The organism is Rhodovulum sp. FJ3, assembly GCF_032918305.1.
In the GTDB taxonomy this organism is placed as follows: Bacteria; Pseudomonadota; Alphaproteobacteria; order Rhodobacterales; family Rhodobacteraceae; genus SAT37.
In genome coordinates, this window is the sequence record NZ_JAWJUU010000001.1 from 571,272 (window position 1) to 586,714 (window position 15,443).

The following is a 15,443-nucleotide window of genomic DNA, read 5'->3' on the forward strand; positions in this document are numbered from 1 at the left end:
TTATTGGCCGTCGTGGGCTAACAGCCCGTTACGGCGGCCAATTCGCGACACACCGCCCGCGCACTGTCGCGCGGCAGCGGTGTGTAGGCAGATGCCTTGGGGGTGACCATCAGGTTCTCGCCCTCAAGCGCGCCATTGGGGCAATGCACCAAGGCCGATCCGTTCACGAACACCACCTCATCGCGGGCGAAACATAGGGAATAGACCTTTTGCGGTTCGGTCGGACGTATGCGATGCACACCGCACACCCCGTCCAGTTCGCAGGCAGGCACCATCGCAAAGGGATCGCCGAATTGCGCCTCGGCCAGATCGCTTTCGATGATCACATTCTGCTGGGGCATCAGACAGAGACGGTCACGATTGCCGATATAGCCCGCCGGCACCTCAAGGGGCCATTGCGCATAGGGGCAATCGGCGTCATCCGCGCAGAGCTCGGTCACGCCAACGGATTCAATCCGTTGAAATCCGTTATCAAAGGTCATCACCCGATCCCCCGGGCGCAGGGTTGAGACGGGACGCCAATCCGAAGGCGTCGCGACCATTGTTTGTCCGATCAGGCCGTAAATCGGCCGTGCCGGTTTCTTTTCCGGGGTGTTATCCGACGACCAACTCGCCCCACCCGCTTTTTCATTGCCACCGAATACTGCTGTAATCCATTCGCCGACCATTTTAATTTCCGTTCTCTACCGTATTCGTTTCAAATTTTATGTGGCGACCATCAGACGATTCCAAATCGCGCCGCTATCCCTACGGTTGAGGACATTCAGGGCGCGTTCGGGTCCGAAATGTGGCGAAAATGCGCCACGGGATCACCATACGGTGACAGAACGCGTTCCTGATTTTGCCTGTATTAAACGCTCTGCCTCAGCCCCCTAACGCCTTAGGGTGGCAAACCGTTCCATAGAATCTATCTGGGGGGCCATTGTGCACCATTCATCGCCCACCATGACCCAATGGGCGTCGCGCTCGGTGGCGTGGACAATGATGCGACCGGGCTCGGTCGTGATGTTGGCGGCAATAAGGTTGAGAAACAGCGCAAGCGCTTCGGCTGACATACACATAGGGGTTCTCCGGATCAGGTTCAGATACCCTGTGTCCTCCCGCACAGATGCGATGAACCTAGATACGCGGGGCGAAATTGCTGCGTCGCAGCATCGCAAATGCGACCAAAGAGAGCGTGAACGGGGACGTTTCGCACAAATTTCCCCCTGTTTTGGCGAAACCGCCCGAATCCTAGCCGGAAAATGTATATTTGAACCGCAGGATATCAGTGGCACAGACATCCGCCAGATGTGCCGCCAAAGCGTCATCGTAGTACGCACGATAATCCGTGTCGCGATCCGACCGGTTCTCATGTGGCAGGCCCAGGCGAAACCCCAGATGGTCCCACAGCGGCGCGCTATCCTCGGCGAAATGTTCTAGGCGGATGAACAGCGCGTCGCGCTCCGCCCCCGTCGCGTCCTGCATGTACCGACCGGCGGGCCAGTCGCGCAAACTGTCGACAATCACCGGCGCGCGCAAAAAATCCGGAAACGACAGGGTCTGCGCACAGGTGATCGCGGGGTGTTCAAATGTCTGCGATTTTAGCCAGTGGTAATAGCTGACGGCGCGGTCCCACGGGTTTCTGACCATGGTGAACAGAAACATCCGGTCCAGATCCTCCGCCCCCAGCACCCCGTCGATATCGGCAAGGGTCGAATGTTTCCACAACCGCCCGCGCGGGGTCAGGTCGCGCAGACGTCCGCGACGCTTTTTGGCCTTTGGGGTGTCCCCGATCAGGATGTCGTCGCGATGCGCCCGATCCTCAAGCGCAAGCCCAAGCGACGTCCCCCCCGTCTTGGGGATATGGACGAACACAAACTGACGGCCCGGGGAAATGATCATGCCCTGTTCTAGACGCTACGACAGTCGCCTCCAAGGACTCTTTGCCCCCTTTTCATTCGCCTTCTCCCCCGCCAATATCACCGCGACACATGGATGGAGGATCGTATGGGTTGGCTGGCTGATGAAACGGGACTGGAGAAATGCGCGGCGAACCACGTTCCGTTGACGCCGCTGTCGAACCTGCGGTGGGCGGCCGAGATTTTCCCGCACCGCGAGGCCGTGATCGACCGGTCCGTGCGCCTGAACTACGCCGAACTGAAGGACCGCGTGACGCGCCTTGCCTCGGCCCTGAGCAAACTGGGCGTGAAGCCCGGTGACGTGGTGGCGACCTTGCTGCCCAACACCGCGCCCCATGTTCTGGCGACATGGGCGGTTCCGGCCTGTGGTGCGATCCTGAACACGATCAACACCCGCCTTGAGGTCGAAACGATCCAATACATCTTTCGCCATGCCGCGCCCAAGGTGGTTCTGGTCGATGCGGCGTTCCTGCCCACCGTGGAAAAGGCCGTCGCCCAGATGGATGAGGCCGATGTGCCCCTGCTGGTAGAGGTGGTCGATCACGACGCCGGTTTCCAGCCCGACGGCCGCCACCCCGATATGGACGACCTGATCGCGGATGGTGATCCCGATTTCGACTGGATCCTGCCCGAGGATGAATGGGAGAGCATCGCGCTCAACTACACCTCTGGCACCACGGGGCGGCCCAAGGGCGTCGTCTATCATCACCGCGGGGCCTATCTGGCCGCAATCGGAAATATGATGTCGTGGCAGATGCAGCGCCACGCGCGGTATCTGACCATTGTGCCGCTGTTTCATTGCAACGGCTGGACCCACACATGGATGGTGCCCGCCGTGGCCGGTGTTGTGATCTGTTGTCGCGACGTGACCGCGCGCAACGTCTATCACGCGATTTCGGTCGATGGGGCCACGCATTTCGGCGGCGCGCCCATCGTTCTGAACACGATCATCGCCGCCAAAGAGGACGACCGCCTGCCGTTCGATCACACGGTTCAGGTGTTCACCGCCGGTGCCCCGCCGCCCGCCGCGACGCTGGCCAAGATCGAACCTCTGGGCTTCAACGTCACGCAGGTCTATGGCCTGACCGAGGTCTACGGCCCCGCCACCGAATGCGCATGGCAGGACGACCTCTGGGGCGAAACAGAACAGGCCGAGCGCGCCGCGATCAAGGCCCGCACCGGCGTCGCCATGCCCGTTCTGGAAGAGGCGACCGTTCTAGACGAAAACATGGACCCTGTACCGTGGGACGGCGAAAGCACGGGTGAAATCATGATGCGCGGCAATATCGTGATGAAGGGGTATTACAAGAACCCCGAGGCCACCGCCGAGGCCTTTGCAGGCGGCTATTTCCATTCGGGCGACGTCGCATTTCGCCACCCTGACGGCTATATCAAGATCACCGACCGCGCCAAGGACATCATCATCTCGGGCGGCGAAAACGTCAGCAGCGTCGAGGTCGAGGGCGCATTGATGCACCACCCCGCCGTGTCCCTGTGCGCCGTGGTCGCGAAACCGGACGAAAAATGGGGCGAGGTGCCCTGTGCCTTTGTCGAACTGGCCGAGGGTCAGTCGGTCACCGAGGCCGAGTTGATCACCTTTAGCCGCGACCATCTGGCGGGCTTTAAAACCCCCAAACGCGTGGTGTTCATGGAGCTGCCCAAGACCTCGACCGGCAAGATCCAAAAGTTTGAGCTGCGCGGCGTGGCCAAGGCCTTGGACGACTAAACCCCGAGCTACATCGCCTTGGCCCGTTTGTGCGGGCCTTGGCGGTGAATGCGTCTTTTCCTTTACCTCCAGTCAGGATAACAGCCGCATATGACGGCATTGACACAGTATCAGCGGTTAGAGAGTTCGGGCCTGTGGCGCGAAGCCCCCGACGCCCAGCGGCGTGAGGTCATCGTGACCTTTGGCGATGCGTCGATCATCATCACCGACAAGAACGAACGCCCCCTGACGCACTGGTCCCTTGCCGCGCTGATCCGTCAAAATCCGGGCGAGGTGCCCGCCTTGTTCCGTCCCGGCCCTGACGCCGGTGAGGATCTGGAAATCGACGACAATACCATGGTCGAGGCGATTGAGACCGTGATGAGCGCGATTGACCGCCGCCGCCCCCGTCGCGGACGCCTGCGTCTGGCGACCACGGCGGTGTTACTGGGGGGCGTGGTGGCGCTGGCGCTCTTCTGGTTACCCGGTGCGCTGCGCCGTCACACGACACAGGTGGTGCCGCCATCCGTTCGCCAAGACATCGGTCAGTCCCTGATGTCCCAGATCACCCGCGTGTCCGGCCAGACCTGTGCAGTTGGCGGTGGGCAACGTGCGCTGACCCGTTTGGGCCGGGCCCTGTTGCCCGCAAACGCGCCCTCGCCGCGCGTGATCCCCGGTGGCATCCGCGACACGCTGCATGTGCCGGGCGGTCTGATCCTGTTGAACCGGTCGGTGGTTGAGGACCATGAGGATCCGATCGTCGCCGCCGGTTTCATCCTTGCCGAACAGGCCCGTCTGGCCGAGCAGGATCCGCTGGACCGGATGCTGCGCTATGTCGGGCCGATTGCCACCTTCCGCCTATTGACCACGGGCGCCCTGCCCGATGCCAAGATCACCGAATACGCCGAGCACCTTGTGGCCGCTGATCACCCCGAGGTGCCCGCGGAAAACATGCTGGCCGTGTTTGAACAGGCGGGCGTGCCCTCCTCGCCCTATGCCTACGCGCTGGACATCACCGGCGAGAGCGTCCTGCCCTTGATTGAGGGCGATCCCGTCCGCACCCCGCGCGGCGCCCCGATCCTCAGCGACGCGGACTGGGTCCGGCTACAGGGCATTTGCGGCGCGTGATCCCGAAATGAAAACGCCCCGTCGCGATGGATCGGACGGGGCGTATTTTCTACAGGGTGTTCGCGCTTATCTCAGATACGCATCCCCATAGCCTGCCTTACGGATGTTGGCCAAAACGCGCGGCGCACTGTCCGCGGCCACGGGGCCAACCATAATCGTTTGCAACACGCGCCCGTTCGAGCGCACCGTGCCCTGACGGACCGGCAGGCCCAGCGCCTGCATCCGCGCCACAGTGGCCGATGCATTCGCCGGATCGCCGAACAGGCCAACCTGAACATAGCGCGCACCAGATGCCGCCGGTTTTTGCGAGGCGGGCTTGGCGGCGGGCACCGATTTCGTGGAGACGCGCACCTTGGGCTTGGCCTCGGGTTGGGATTTGGTCGAAATCGCCACCGTGTATTGCGGCGCATCGGGCAGGACCAGACGACGCGGCACGGTCTGGGTCCAGACCATGTTCATCGTCGCTTCACCCTCTGCCGTGCCCTTGCCACGGTTGGGGTTCAAACGGTCATCTTCCCACGCGACCTTATACCCCTCGGGCGGCTCGACAACGCGGCGCGGCTGGGGCGCGGGCGCGGAGGGACGCACGGTCAGAGCCAAGGCCTTGGGACGCGGCGCGACCGTCGGCTGAACCGGCGTGACCGGCGCAATCACCGAGGATTGCGGCGGCAAAGCGGGCTGACCCGGGAAGGTGCCCTCTTCTTGCGGACCACAGCGCACAGGGTATTTCGCGCCCGAATTCACGTATTGCGCGGAAAGTTCGCTTAGCCCCTCACAGGCAGGCGCGCCCGTCGCGGCGGGTTTTGGGATCGGTGCGGCCGACGGGGCCGGAACCGGCACAGCCGCCACAACCGGCGCGGCACAGCGCACGGCCAACTGACCATCCGCATTGTAGCGCGCCGACAGAATTTCGCGCCCGCCACAGGCATCCGCAGGCACCGCGTCAATCGCGGCAACACGCGGCGCTTCCACCGGTGCTGGCGTTTGAACAGCCACGGGTGCGGCGATCTCTGCCCCGCATTTGACTGCGACCGCACCGCTATCGGTATAGCGTGCGGATACCAGTTCCCGCGACCCACAGGCCCCTGCGGGCACCACGGTCATCGGGTCAGGTCGGGCGATCTCGACCGGCGCACTTGCCGGCTCAGAGGCCTCGGGAATAGTGATTTGGACCGGCTCTTGTGGCTTGGCCACAGCCGTCTGTTGCGGGACGCCTGCCGCGAATGTGGGTGTGAACCCGCACAGCAACCTGCGCTCACGCGAAACGCGCGGAATCCATTCCACGTTTCCGGCGTATCCCGCCCGGATATAGACACAGCCCTTGCTGTCCACATATTGCCCAGCGGTATAGCTGGCAGGTGGTATTTCAGCGGGGCCGTCGTCTCTTTTCAGTGTTTGCGCATTACCTGTATTTGTTATCAACACTGCGACAAGCGCGATCGCGGGTGCTGTTTTATATGCTCGCATTTGTGCCCCCACAAAATGTGGGGGAATGTTGCCGGATTAGACACAATCAGTAAAGGGAAAACTGGATTATTTGGTGCCAAACATGCGGTCGCCCGCATCACCTAGGCCCGGGACAATATATCCTTGGTCATTCAGGCACTCATCCACAGATGCTGTGATGATCGGAACGTCGGGATGCGCCTCTTTCATGCGGGCCACCCCTTCGGGTGAGGCCAGCAAGCACACAAACCGGATATTCTTGGCGCCCGCGTCTTTCAACATATCAATCGCCGCAACGGACGAATTGCCGGTGGCGAGCATCGGGTCGACCGCAATCACCAACCGATCCTCCAACGCATCGGGCACCTTGAAATAATATTGAACCGGTTCAAGGGTTTCCTCGTCGCGGTAAAGACCGACAAAGCCGACACGCGCCGCAGGGATCAGGTCCAAAATACCGTCCAGCAATCCGTTACCCGCCCGTAGGATCGAAATCAGGGCAAGCTTTTTGCCGTCCAGAATGGGCGCCTCAATCGTCTGCAACGGCGTTTCGATGGTTTTCGACGTCATCTCCAGCTCGCGCGTGACCTCATAGGCCAAGAGATGCGAAATCTCGCGCAACAACCGGCGGAACCCCGCGGTCGACGTATCCTTGTCCCGCATGATCGTCAGCTTGTGCTGAACCAAGGGGTGATCAACAACGGTCAGATGCTCAGCCATAGGCGCTCTCCAGATCTTTGGTCAGTTGGGCGCGCGTGTCTTCGTCGCAAAACGCCGCCCGCACCGCATTCATATTTACGGTTTTAAACACATCCGCGTCCCAGTCGAAAGTCCGGTTCAGATTTTCATACTCTGACACCAAATTCGTGTGAAAAAACGGCGGATCATCGGTTGAAACGGTCACTTTGACGCCACGTTCCAACAGGGTGGAAATCGGATGGCGGTGCCACGCGGGATAAACCCCAAGGGCGACGTTCGATCCCGGACAGACCTCTAGCGTGATTTCATGCTCGGCCAGATAGTCGACAAGGGCCAGATCATCGATCGCCTGCACCCCATGCCCGATCCGCGAAACCCGCAGATCGCGCAGCGTGTCGCGCACCATACCCGCCCCGCCCCATTCACCGGCATGGGCGGTCAGGCCCAGCTCGGCCTCGCGCGCAAGGTCAAAGGCATAGGCGAAATCGGCGGGTTTGCCGCGCGTCTCATCCCCGCCCATGCCGAAACCGGTGATAAAATCGCCCTTGGTCTCCGCCGCGCACAGGGCCGTTTCGCGCGACCACATGGGATCGAAATGCCGGATGCAGGTGACGATGCCGCGCGTCTGAATACCGGTTTCACGGCGCGCCTGATCGGCGGCCTCTTGCATCGCATGGACGTATTCGCGCCATGCCGCCACGTCCCGCCCGCCGCAAAAGTCCGGCGAGAGAAATAGTTCGGTATAGACAACGCCCTGTTCGGCACTGTTTCGCAGCACATCTAGGGTCAGACGGGCGTAATCAGCCGGTGTTTGCAGGACCGAGGTGACTGCCTCATAGGTCCGTAGGAACGACTGAAACCCCTCGAACCGGTACATTCCCTGTTCAGTGAAAGCACCTGAAATATCGATAGATTTCTCTTTGGCCATATCCCGCATCAGGGCGGGGTTTGCCGCGCCTTCGAGATGCAGATGCAATTCGACCTTGGCCAGCTCACGCATGATCATCCCCTTTGATCGGCATAACCCCTAAATGATCCGCCACGATCCGCGCAACATCGGAAAACTGCAAGCGGCCCAGTTCCTTTTGCCCAATGCCATGGATCAAAACCGGCACCTGTTCGCGGGTGTGATCGGTGCCGGACCACGTCGGGTCGTTTCCATGATCGGCAGTAAACAGGATCATGTCGCCCTCGCGCGCATGTGCGAACAGACGGGGCAGTTGGGCGTCGAACCACTCAAGCGCCTCACCATATCCGAGCGCATCGCGGCGGTGACCATAGAGGCTGTCGAATTCGACAAAGTTCGCGAAAGTCAGGCTGCCGTCCTCGGCGGTTTTGACATGGTCGATCAGGTGTTCAAACAGGTCGGCGTCACTGCCCTTGACCAGATGATCGATCCCTCGCATCGAAAAGATATCGCCAATCTTGCCGACCGCATAGACCGTCCGCCCCGCGCCCTGCACCCAATCGCACAGGGTCGGGCGGGGCGGAGCGACGGCGAAATCGCGACGGTTCTGTGTGCGGGTAAAACCGGTTTCAGCGTCCCCGACAAACGGGCGCGCAATCACGCGCCCCACCCGCATCTCATGCAGGAACGGCGCCAGACCGCGACACAGGTTCAACAGGTTCTCAAGGCCGAAATGTTCCTCATGCGCGGCGATCTGAAACACGCTATCCGCCGAGGTATAGCAGATCGGCCATCCGGTCCGGATATGCTCGGCCCCCAGCTGTGCGATGATCTCGGTCCCCGAGGCATGACAATTGCCAAGGATACCGTCGGTGCCCGCGACCGCACAGGCCTTGGCGACCACCTCGGGCGGGAACGAATTCTGTTTGTCGGGAAAGAAATGCCAATCCCACGGCACCGGCACACCGGCCAGTTCCCAATGGCCCGACGGTGTGTCCTTGCCCGGGCTGACTTCACGCGCCACGCCCCACGCGCCGGCAGGCGTCGCATCAAGGTTCGGCGCAGTCACACCCGAGGCCAGCGCGATCGCCGCACCCAATCCCAGATTGTCGAGATTGTTCAACTGGACCGGCTGAATTCGGCCATCCGCCCGCGGATTGGACGCCAGAAATTGTGCGATATGTCCAAGCGTATTTGCCCCGACATCCGGCAATTCATCATTGAAAAACCGATCCGCGTCGGGCGCGCCACCGCATCCGACGCTGTCCATAACGACCAAGAAGGCGCGTGCCATTACCGAATGCTCCGCAGGATCAATGGGGGTGTTTCGCCCTCCTCTTCGGCCAAAACATAGGCCTTGCGCAAGAGCTGTTCCGCCAAATCCGCCGCGTCCTCATTCGCCGCGTGGATGCGGCCAATCGGCATGTCGGGCGTCATCGCCTCACCCAAGCCCGCCAGTCCGGACAGACCCACCGACGGGTTGATCCGGTCCCCGTCGCGTTTGCGTCCGCCGCCCAGCTCCACCACCGCCAGGCCCAGCATCTGGCAATCAATCGCCCCGATCACCCCCGAACGCCCCGCGCGCACCTCGCGCACCACGGGGGCAGACGGCAACCGGTCGGGCCAACGTTCGACAAAATCCAACGGGCCGCCCAATTCGGCAACCATATCGCCAAAGACATCCGCCGCCGCACCATTGCCAAGAACGGCGGCAATGCGCCCGGCCCCGTCCTCGGCCGTGGCAGCCAGCCCGCCCAGCGCCAACAACTCGCCCCCCAAGGCGCATGAAATCTCATGGAGGCGCGGGTTCACATCCCGACCTGTCAGGGTGCCCATCACCTCAATCACCTCAAGCGCATTGCCCGCGCTTGGCACCAGAGGCTGATCCATGTCCGTGATCAGGGCCGAGGTCATGCAACCCGCCCCCTGCGCCGTGCGCACCAGTGCATCGGCCAGCGCGACGGCCTCGTCCACGGTTTTCACAAACGCGCCCGAGCCGACCTTGACGTCCAGAACCAGCCCTTCCAACCCCGCCGCCAGCTTTTTGGACAGGATCGAGGCGGTGATCAAATCGAGGCTCTCGACCGTCGCGGTGACATCGCGGATCGCATAGAGACGTTTGTCCGCGGGGGCGATGTCGTGGCTGGCCCCGACGATAGCGCATCCGACCTGTGCCGTGACCGCGCGCAGGCGGCTAACCGAGACGTCGGCGCTGTATCCCGGGATGGATTCCAACTTGTCCAAGGTGCCGCCGGTATGCCCCAGCCCGCGTCCCGAAATCATCGGCACATAGGCCCCGCAGGCGGCCAGCGCGGGCCCAAGCACCAGAGACACACAATCCCCGACGCCGCCGGTCGAATGTTTGTCCAACACCGGCCCGTCCAGATCCCATGACAGGACCCGACCGCTGTCGCGCATTTCGCGGGTCAGGGTGATCCGCTCATCCTCGCTCAGGCCATTCAGGACGACGGCCATGGCAAAGGCACCGGCCTGCGCATCACTGACCGTGCCATCGGCAATCCCGCGCGCGATCCAGCGGATTTCATCATCATCCATAGGCTGGCGATTGCGCAGCTTGGTGATAATGGCGCGCGCATCCATCAGGCGCTTTTGTCCATATGGGCGTTGACGAATGCGCCGGGTAGCAGTTCGGCAATCGTCATCGTCAGGGTCTGACCATCGGTCGTCGCCATGGTGACGCGCACATCCGCGGCCCCGAATTCCAACAGCTTTTGGCGGCACCCGCCACAGGGCGGCACGGGCGTCGGGGCATCGGCAATCACCGCAACCTCGGCGATCTCATAATCGCCCGCCGCGCACATGGCGGCAATCGCCCCCGCCTCGGCACAGGTGCCTTCGGGATAGGCGACGTTTTCGACGTTGCACCCTTGGTAAACTTTGCCAGATGCCGCGCGGATCGCGGCCCCGACCTTGAACCCCGAATAGGGCGCGTGGGCGTTTTCCCGCACCTGCGCCGCAGCTTTGATAAGTGGCATGAAGCACCTCCAGAGCCACAGAATGTCGCCCATGCGACCGTTGCGCAAGCCTGCCCAGACGGCAAAAGCCATAATTCCCCGTGTTTTAGGGGGGAATTGCGCCGAATACGTCACCACAGCCTGTGAAACTTTCCTTGCGGTGTTGGGCGCAAAGGCGTATCTGACGGGTGTCTGCGAATTTAGTTTAACGCTAAACTATCAACCCCCGGAGGACGCGATGCCCAAGACCACCACCCCCACGGCGCGTGAGGCTGCGCTGGCCTATCACGCCAATCCCAAGCCGGGTAAGCTTGAAATTCGCGCAACCAAACCACTGGCGAACGGGCGCGACCTGTCCCTCGCCTATAGTCCCGGGGTGGCCGAGGCCTGTACCGAGATCAAGGAAAACCCCGCCGCCGCCGCGCAATACACCGCGCGCGGCAACCTTGTGGCGGTGGTCAGCAACGGCACCGCCGTTCTGGGCCTTGGCAACATTGGCGCGCTGGCCTCGAAACCGGTGATGGAGGGCAAGGCGGTCCTGTTCAAGAAATTCGCGAACATCGACTGTTTTGACATCGAACTGAACGAACCCGATCCCGAAAAGCTGGCCGATATTGTGTGTGCGCTGGAACCGACCTTTGGCGCGATCAACCTTGAGGACATCAAGGCGCCCGACTGTTTCGTGGTCGAAAAGATCTGTCGAGAGCGGATGAACATCCCCGTTTTCCACGACGACCAGCATGGCACCGCGATTGTGGTTGGTGCGGCCGCGACGAACGCCCTGCGCGTTGCCGGCAAGAGATTCGAGGACATCAAGGTCGTTTCGACCGGCGGTGGCGCGGCGGGTATTGCGTGCCTGAACATGCTGCTGAAACTGGGTGTAAAACGCGAAAACGTCTGGCTGTGCGATATTCACGGTCTGGTCTATCAGGGCCGCGCCGAGGATATGAACCCGCAAAAGGCCGACTATGCCCAAGCGTCCGACCTACGCATGCTGGACGACGTGATTGGCGAGGCCGACCTGTTCCTTGGCCTGTCCGGCCCCGGCGTTCTGACACAGGACATGGTGCGCAAAATGGCGCCGCGTCCGATTATCTTTGCCCTTGCGAACCCGACGCCGGAAATCATGCCCGACCTCGCACGCGAGGTTGCCCCCGACGCGATCATCGCAACGGGCCGCAGCGATTACCCCAATCAGGTGAACAACGTTCTGTGCTTCCCATTCATTTTCCGTGGGGCACTGGACGTTGGCGCGACCGAGATCAACGACCAAATGAAAATCGCCTGTGTCGAAGGGATCGCCGCCCTCGCCCGCGCCACGACAAGCGCCGAGGCCGCCGCCGCCTATCAGGGGGAACAGCTGACCTTTGGTGCGGATTACCTGATCCCGAAACCGTTTGACCCGCGCCTGATGGGGGTCGTGGCGACATCGGTTGCGCGCGCGGCGATGGAAACCGGTGTTGCCACCCGTCCGATTGCGGATATGGACAATTATAAGGCCGGTCTGGACGGGTCGGTGTTCAAATCCGCCCTGATCATGCGCCCCGTTTTTGCCGCCGCCGCCCAGGCCGAGCGCAGCATCGTCTTTGCCGAGGGCGAGGATGAGCGCGTCCTGCGCGCCTCGCAGGCGATGGTCGAAGAAACCACCGATATCCCGATCCTGATCGGTCGTCCCGATGTGATTGAGGCCCGTTGCGAACGCGCGGGCCTGACCATCAAACCGGGCAAGGATTTCCAGATCGTGAACCCCGAAAACGACCCGCGTTACCGCGATTATTGGGGCACTTATCATGAGGTCATGGCACGGCGCGGTGTGACGCCTGATCTGGCCAAGGCGATCATGCGCACGAACACCACCGCCATTGCCGCCGTCATGGTGCATCGTGGCGAGGCCGACAGCATGATCTGCGGCACCTTCGGCCAATATCTGTGGCACCTGAACTATGTTCGTCAGGTACTGGCGCGCGGCGGGTTGCATCCCGTGGGTGCCCTTAGCCTGATGATCCAAGAGGACGGACCGTTGTTCATCGCGGACACCCACGTCCACCCCGAACCGACGCCCGAACAGATCACCGAAGCCGTCATCGGCGCCGCTCGTCACGTGCGCCGCTTTGGTCTGGCGCCGAAAATCGCGCTGTGCTCGCATTCGCAGTTCGGCAACCTCGACATCGACACGGGCCGCCGGATGCGCGCCGCGATGGATATGCTGGCCGCCCAAGAGCCTGATTTCGAATATGAGGGCGAGATGCACATCGATAGCGCCCTTGATCCCGCCGTGCGCAACCGTATCTTCCCGAACTCGCGTATGGAAGGCGCGGCAAACGTTCTGGTCTTTGCCAATAGCGACGCGGCCTCGGGCGTGCGAAACATCCTGAAACTGCGCGGCGGCGCGCTTGAGGTCGGGCCGATCCTGATGGGGATGGGCAACAAGGCGCATATCGTGACGCCCTCGATTACCGCGCGCGGATTGTTGAACATCTCGGCCCTCGCCGGGACACCCGTCGCGCATTACAGCTAATTTGCAGGTGTCGGGGGATTCTGGTCCTCCGACGCCCCAAATTTGCAAAGTTTTGCTATTTTTGCCGCCACAGCATGCACTTTTGGAATGTTTGCAAAAGTTTGCTAAGCCGCACACCATAAATCTGCAAATTTTTCAGCAAACCCCGCCGCTGTGAACGGTAACGTCGTTGCGACTATACCCTCCATAGGACTAAGACTTTAGTCAAAGTCAGGAGGAGGGACAGCATGAGCTACGCTGACGTTTACGGTCGTTGGAAATCGGACCCCGAGTCGTTCTGGATGGAGGCCGCACAGGGCATCGACTGGGACCAAGCGCCCTCCAAGGCATTGTTCGACGACAAGGCGCCGATCTACGAGTGGTTCTCGGACGGCATGGTCAACACCTGCTGGAACGCGGTGGACCGCCACGTTGAGGCCGGTCGCGGCGAACAGACGGCCATCATCTATGATAGCCCCGTCACCCACACGAAACAGGAAATCACCTATTTCGAACTTCGCAACCGCGTGGCCTATCTGGCCGGTGCGCTGCGGGCCAAGGGCGTCGAAAAGGGCGACCGCGTCATCATCTACATGCCGATGGTACCCCAAGCGCTTGAGGCGATGCTGGCCTGTGCGCGTCTGGGCGCGATCCATTCGGTCGTGTTCGGTGGCTTTGCGGCGCATGAACTGGCCGTGCGGATCGACGACGCGAAACCCAAATGCATCATCGCCGCGTCCTGCGGGATCGAGCCGGGTCGTACCGTGCATTACAAACCCCTGCTGGACGGCGCAATTGAACAGGCAACGCACAAGCCCGAGTTCTGCGTGATCTACCAACGCGAACAAGAGGTCGCGCAACTGATCGAAGGGCGCGATTACAACTGGCATGGGTTCCAGTACGGCGTTGAACCCGCAGATTGTGTGCCGGTTGAGGGCAACCACCCCGCCTATATCCTATACACCTCGGGCACCACGGGTCAGCCCAAGGGCGTCGTGCGTCACACCGGCGGCCATCTGGTCGCGCTGAACTGGACGATGAAGAACCTCTATAACGTGGAACAGGGCGATGTGTTCTGGGCCGCGTCGGACGTGGGTTGGGTCGTTGGCCACAGCTATATCTGCTATGGCCCCCTGATCCACGGCAACACCACCATCGTGTTTGAGGGCAAACCGGTCGGCACCCCCGATGCGGGCACCTTCTGGCGGGTCATCTCGGAACATAAGGTCAAAAGCTTCTTCACCGCGCCGACCGCCTTCCGCGCCGTCAAACGCGAAGACCCGACCGGTGAATTCGTCAAGAAATACGACCTGTCGAACCTGCAAGCCGTCTATCTGGCCGGTGAGCGCGCCGATCCGGACACCATTGTCTGGGCACAGGATCAGTTGAAGGTACCGGTGATCGACCACTGGTGGCAGACCGAAACCGGTTGGGGCATTGCCGCGAACCCGCTCGGGATCGAAGAACTGCCCGTCAAACTGGGCAGCCCCTCAGTCCCGATGCCGGGCTATGACGTGCAAATCCTTGATGAGGCGGGCCACCCCGTCCCTGCGGGCGAACTGGGCGCGATTGCGATCAAACTGCCCCTGCCGCCGGGCACCCTACCGACGCTCTGGAACGCCGAGCCGCGCTTCCGCAAGAGCTATCTCGACCACTTCCCCGGATACTATGAGACCGGCGACGCGGGCATGGTGGATGAGGACGGGTATCTCTACATCATGGCGCGCACCGATGACGTGATCAACGTCGCCGGTCACCGCCTGTCGACTGGCGGGATGGAAGAGGTTCTGGCCAGCCACCCCGAAGTCGCAGAATGCGCCGTCATCGGTGTCGCCGACAACCTGAAGGGCCAGTTGCCGCTGGGCTTCCTTTGCCTGAACGCCGGTGTGAACCGTCCCCATGACGAGATCGTCAAGGAATGCGTCAAACTGGTCCGTGACCAGATCGGTCCGGTTGCCGCGTTCAAACTGGCCGTGGTTGTGGATCGCCTGCCCAAAACCCGCTCGGGCAAGATCCTGCGCGGGACGATGGTGAAAATCGCGGACGGGCAAGAGTTCAAGATGCCCGCCACGATCGACGATCCCGCGATTTTGGACGAGATCGCAGAGGCCCTGAAAACACTGGGTTATCCCCAAGCAGCCTGATCTCTCTCTAGGTTGCTTATCCGCCCGTCGTCCCACCCCAA

The 15,443-nt window shown here is 61.7% G+C and carries 13 protein-coding genes; 4 read left to right on the forward strand and 9 right to left on the reverse strand.

What is annotated here, in order from left to right:
• Positions 1-17: 17 nt before the first annotated feature.
• The 3 genes from R1W00_RS02870 to R1W00_RS02880 form a co-directional block, all read right to left on the reverse strand.
• Positions 18-668, reverse strand: a complete 651-nt coding sequence (locus R1W00_RS02870) for a Hint domain-containing protein (protein ID WP_317261204.1) — start codon at positions 666-668, stop codon at positions 18-20.
• 204 nt (positions 669-872) lie between these two features.
• Positions 873-1,061 carry a hypothetical protein gene (locus tag R1W00_RS02875; RefSeq protein ID WP_317261205.1) on the reverse strand — a complete coding sequence of 63 codons (189 nt, stop codon included), beginning with the start codon at positions 1,059-1,061 and terminating at the stop codon, positions 873-875.
• Between the two features lie 172 nt (positions 1,062-1,233).
• The gene (locus R1W00_RS02880) at positions 1,234-1,884 is read right to left on the reverse strand and encodes a sulfotransferase family 2 domain-containing protein (RefSeq protein ID WP_317261206.1); all 651 of its coding nucleotides are present in this window, start codon (positions 1,882-1,884) and stop codon (positions 1,234-1,236) included.
• A 105-nt stretch (positions 1,885-1,989) separates the two neighbouring features.
• Between R1W00_RS02880 and R1W00_RS02885 the strand changes: the two genes are divergently transcribed.
• Together R1W00_RS02885 and R1W00_RS02890 are read left to right on the forward strand one after the other, a co-directional pair.
• Positions 1,990-3,627 (forward strand): AMP-binding protein, encoded by a 1,638-nt coding sequence (locus R1W00_RS02885; RefSeq protein WP_317261207.1) that lies wholly within the window; start codon positions 1,990-1,992, stop codon positions 3,625-3,627.
• Between the two features lie 90 nt (positions 3,628-3,717).
• Entirely contained in the window at positions 3,718-4,734 is a 1,017-nt protein-coding gene (locus R1W00_RS02890) for a hypothetical protein (protein ID WP_317261208.1), read from the forward strand.
• A 66-nt stretch (positions 4,735-4,800) separates the two neighbouring features.
• Here the strand turns inward: R1W00_RS02890 and R1W00_RS02895 are convergent, their stop codons facing one another.
• From R1W00_RS02895 to R1W00_RS02920, 6 genes are all read right to left on the reverse strand, one after another.
• Entirely contained in the window at positions 4,801-6,018 is a 1,218-nt protein-coding gene (locus tag R1W00_RS02895) for an SPOR domain-containing protein (protein WP_317261209.1), read from the reverse strand.
• 249 nt (positions 6,019-6,267) lie between these two features.
• The gene (upp, locus tag R1W00_RS02900) at positions 6,268-6,900 is read right to left on the reverse strand and encodes a uracil phosphoribosyltransferase (protein WP_317261210.1); all 633 of its coding nucleotides are present in this window, start codon (positions 6,898-6,900) and stop codon (positions 6,268-6,270) included.
• On the reverse strand, positions 6,893-7,885 hold the full coding sequence (locus R1W00_RS02905; RefSeq protein WP_317261211.1) for an adenosine deaminase: 993 nt from the start codon (positions 7,883-7,885) through the stop codon (positions 6,893-6,895). The genes upp and R1W00_RS02905 overlap by 8 nt, the downstream gene beginning before the upstream one ends.
• A complete protein-coding gene (locus R1W00_RS02910) occupies positions 7,872-9,080 on the reverse strand; it encodes a phosphopentomutase (RefSeq protein ID WP_317261212.1) in 1,209 nt (402 codons plus the stop codon). The genes R1W00_RS02905 and R1W00_RS02910 overlap by 14 nt, the downstream gene beginning before the upstream one ends.
• Positions 9,080-10,387: a thymidine phosphorylase gene (locus R1W00_RS02915; RefSeq protein ID WP_317261213.1), complete on the reverse strand. Its 1,308-nt coding sequence runs from the start codon at positions 10,385-10,387 to the stop codon at positions 9,080-9,082. Before R1W00_RS02915 ends, R1W00_RS02910 begins: the two co-directional genes overlap by 1 nt.
• Positions 10,387-10,782, reverse strand: coding sequence for a cytidine deaminase (locus R1W00_RS02920; protein ID WP_317261214.1), 396 nt, complete (start codon positions 10,780-10,782; stop codon positions 10,387-10,389). The genes R1W00_RS02915 and R1W00_RS02920 overlap by 1 nt, the downstream gene beginning before the upstream one ends.
• A 217-nt stretch (positions 10,783-10,999) precedes the next feature.
• Between R1W00_RS02920 and R1W00_RS02925 the strand changes: the two genes are divergently transcribed.
• Together R1W00_RS02925 and prpE are read left to right on the forward strand one after the other, a co-directional pair.
• Positions 11,000-13,279, forward strand: coding sequence for an NADP-dependent malic enzyme (locus R1W00_RS02925; RefSeq protein WP_317261215.1), 2,280 nt, complete (start codon positions 11,000-11,002; stop codon positions 13,277-13,279).
• Between the two features lie 227 nt (positions 13,280-13,506).
• Positions 13,507-15,402: a propionate-CoA ligase PrpE gene (gene prpE, locus R1W00_RS02930; RefSeq protein ID WP_317261216.1), complete on the forward strand. Its 1,896-nt coding sequence runs from the start codon at positions 13,507-13,509 to the stop codon at positions 15,400-15,402.
• The last annotated feature ends 41 nt before the right edge of the window (positions 15,403-15,443 follow it).

Excerpts from the sequence above, each read along its gene's own strand:
- R1W00_RS02870 (WP_317261204.1), bottom strand. The coding sequence starts at position 668 with ATGGTCGGCGAATGGATTACAGCAGTATTCGGTGGCAATGAAAAAGCG.
- R1W00_RS02875 (WP_317261205.1), bottom strand. The coding sequence starts at position 1,061 with ATGTGTATGTCAGCCGAAGCGCTTGCGCTGTTTCTCAACCTTATTGCC.
- R1W00_RS02880 (WP_317261206.1), bottom strand. The coding sequence starts at position 1,884 with ATGATCATTTCCCCGGGCCGTCAGTTTGTGTTCGTCCATATCCCCAAG.
- R1W00_RS02885 (WP_317261207.1), top strand. The coding sequence starts at position 1,990 with ATGGGTTGGCTGGCTGATGAAACGGGACTGGAGAAATGCGCGGCGAAC.
- R1W00_RS02890 (WP_317261208.1), top strand. The coding sequence starts at position 3,718 with ATGACGGCATTGACACAGTATCAGCGGTTAGAGAGTTCGGGCCTGTGG.
- upp (WP_317261210.1), bottom strand. The coding sequence starts at position 6,900 with ATGGCTGAGCATCTGACCGTTGTTGATCACCCCTTGGTTCAGCACAAG.
- R1W00_RS02905 (WP_317261211.1), bottom strand. The coding sequence starts at position 7,885 with ATGATCATGCGTGAGCTGGCCAAGGTCGAATTGCATCTGCATCTCGAA.
- R1W00_RS02910 (WP_317261212.1), bottom strand. The coding sequence starts at position 9,080 with ATGGCACGCGCCTTCTTGGTCGTTATGGACAGCGTCGGATGCGGTGGC.
- R1W00_RS02915 (WP_317261213.1), bottom strand. The coding sequence starts at position 10,387 with ATGGATGCGCGCGCCATTATCACCAAGCTGCGCAATCGCCAGCCTATG.
- R1W00_RS02920 (WP_317261214.1), bottom strand. The coding sequence starts at position 10,782 with ATGCCACTTATCAAAGCTGCGGCGCAGGTGCGGGAAAACGCCCACGCG.
- R1W00_RS02925 (WP_317261215.1), top strand. The coding sequence starts at position 11,000 with ATGCCCAAGACCACCACCCCCACGGCGCGTGAGGCTGCGCTGGCCTAT.
- prpE (WP_317261216.1), top strand. The coding sequence starts at position 13,507 with ATGAGCTACGCTGACGTTTACGGTCGTTGGAAATCGGACCCCGAGTCG.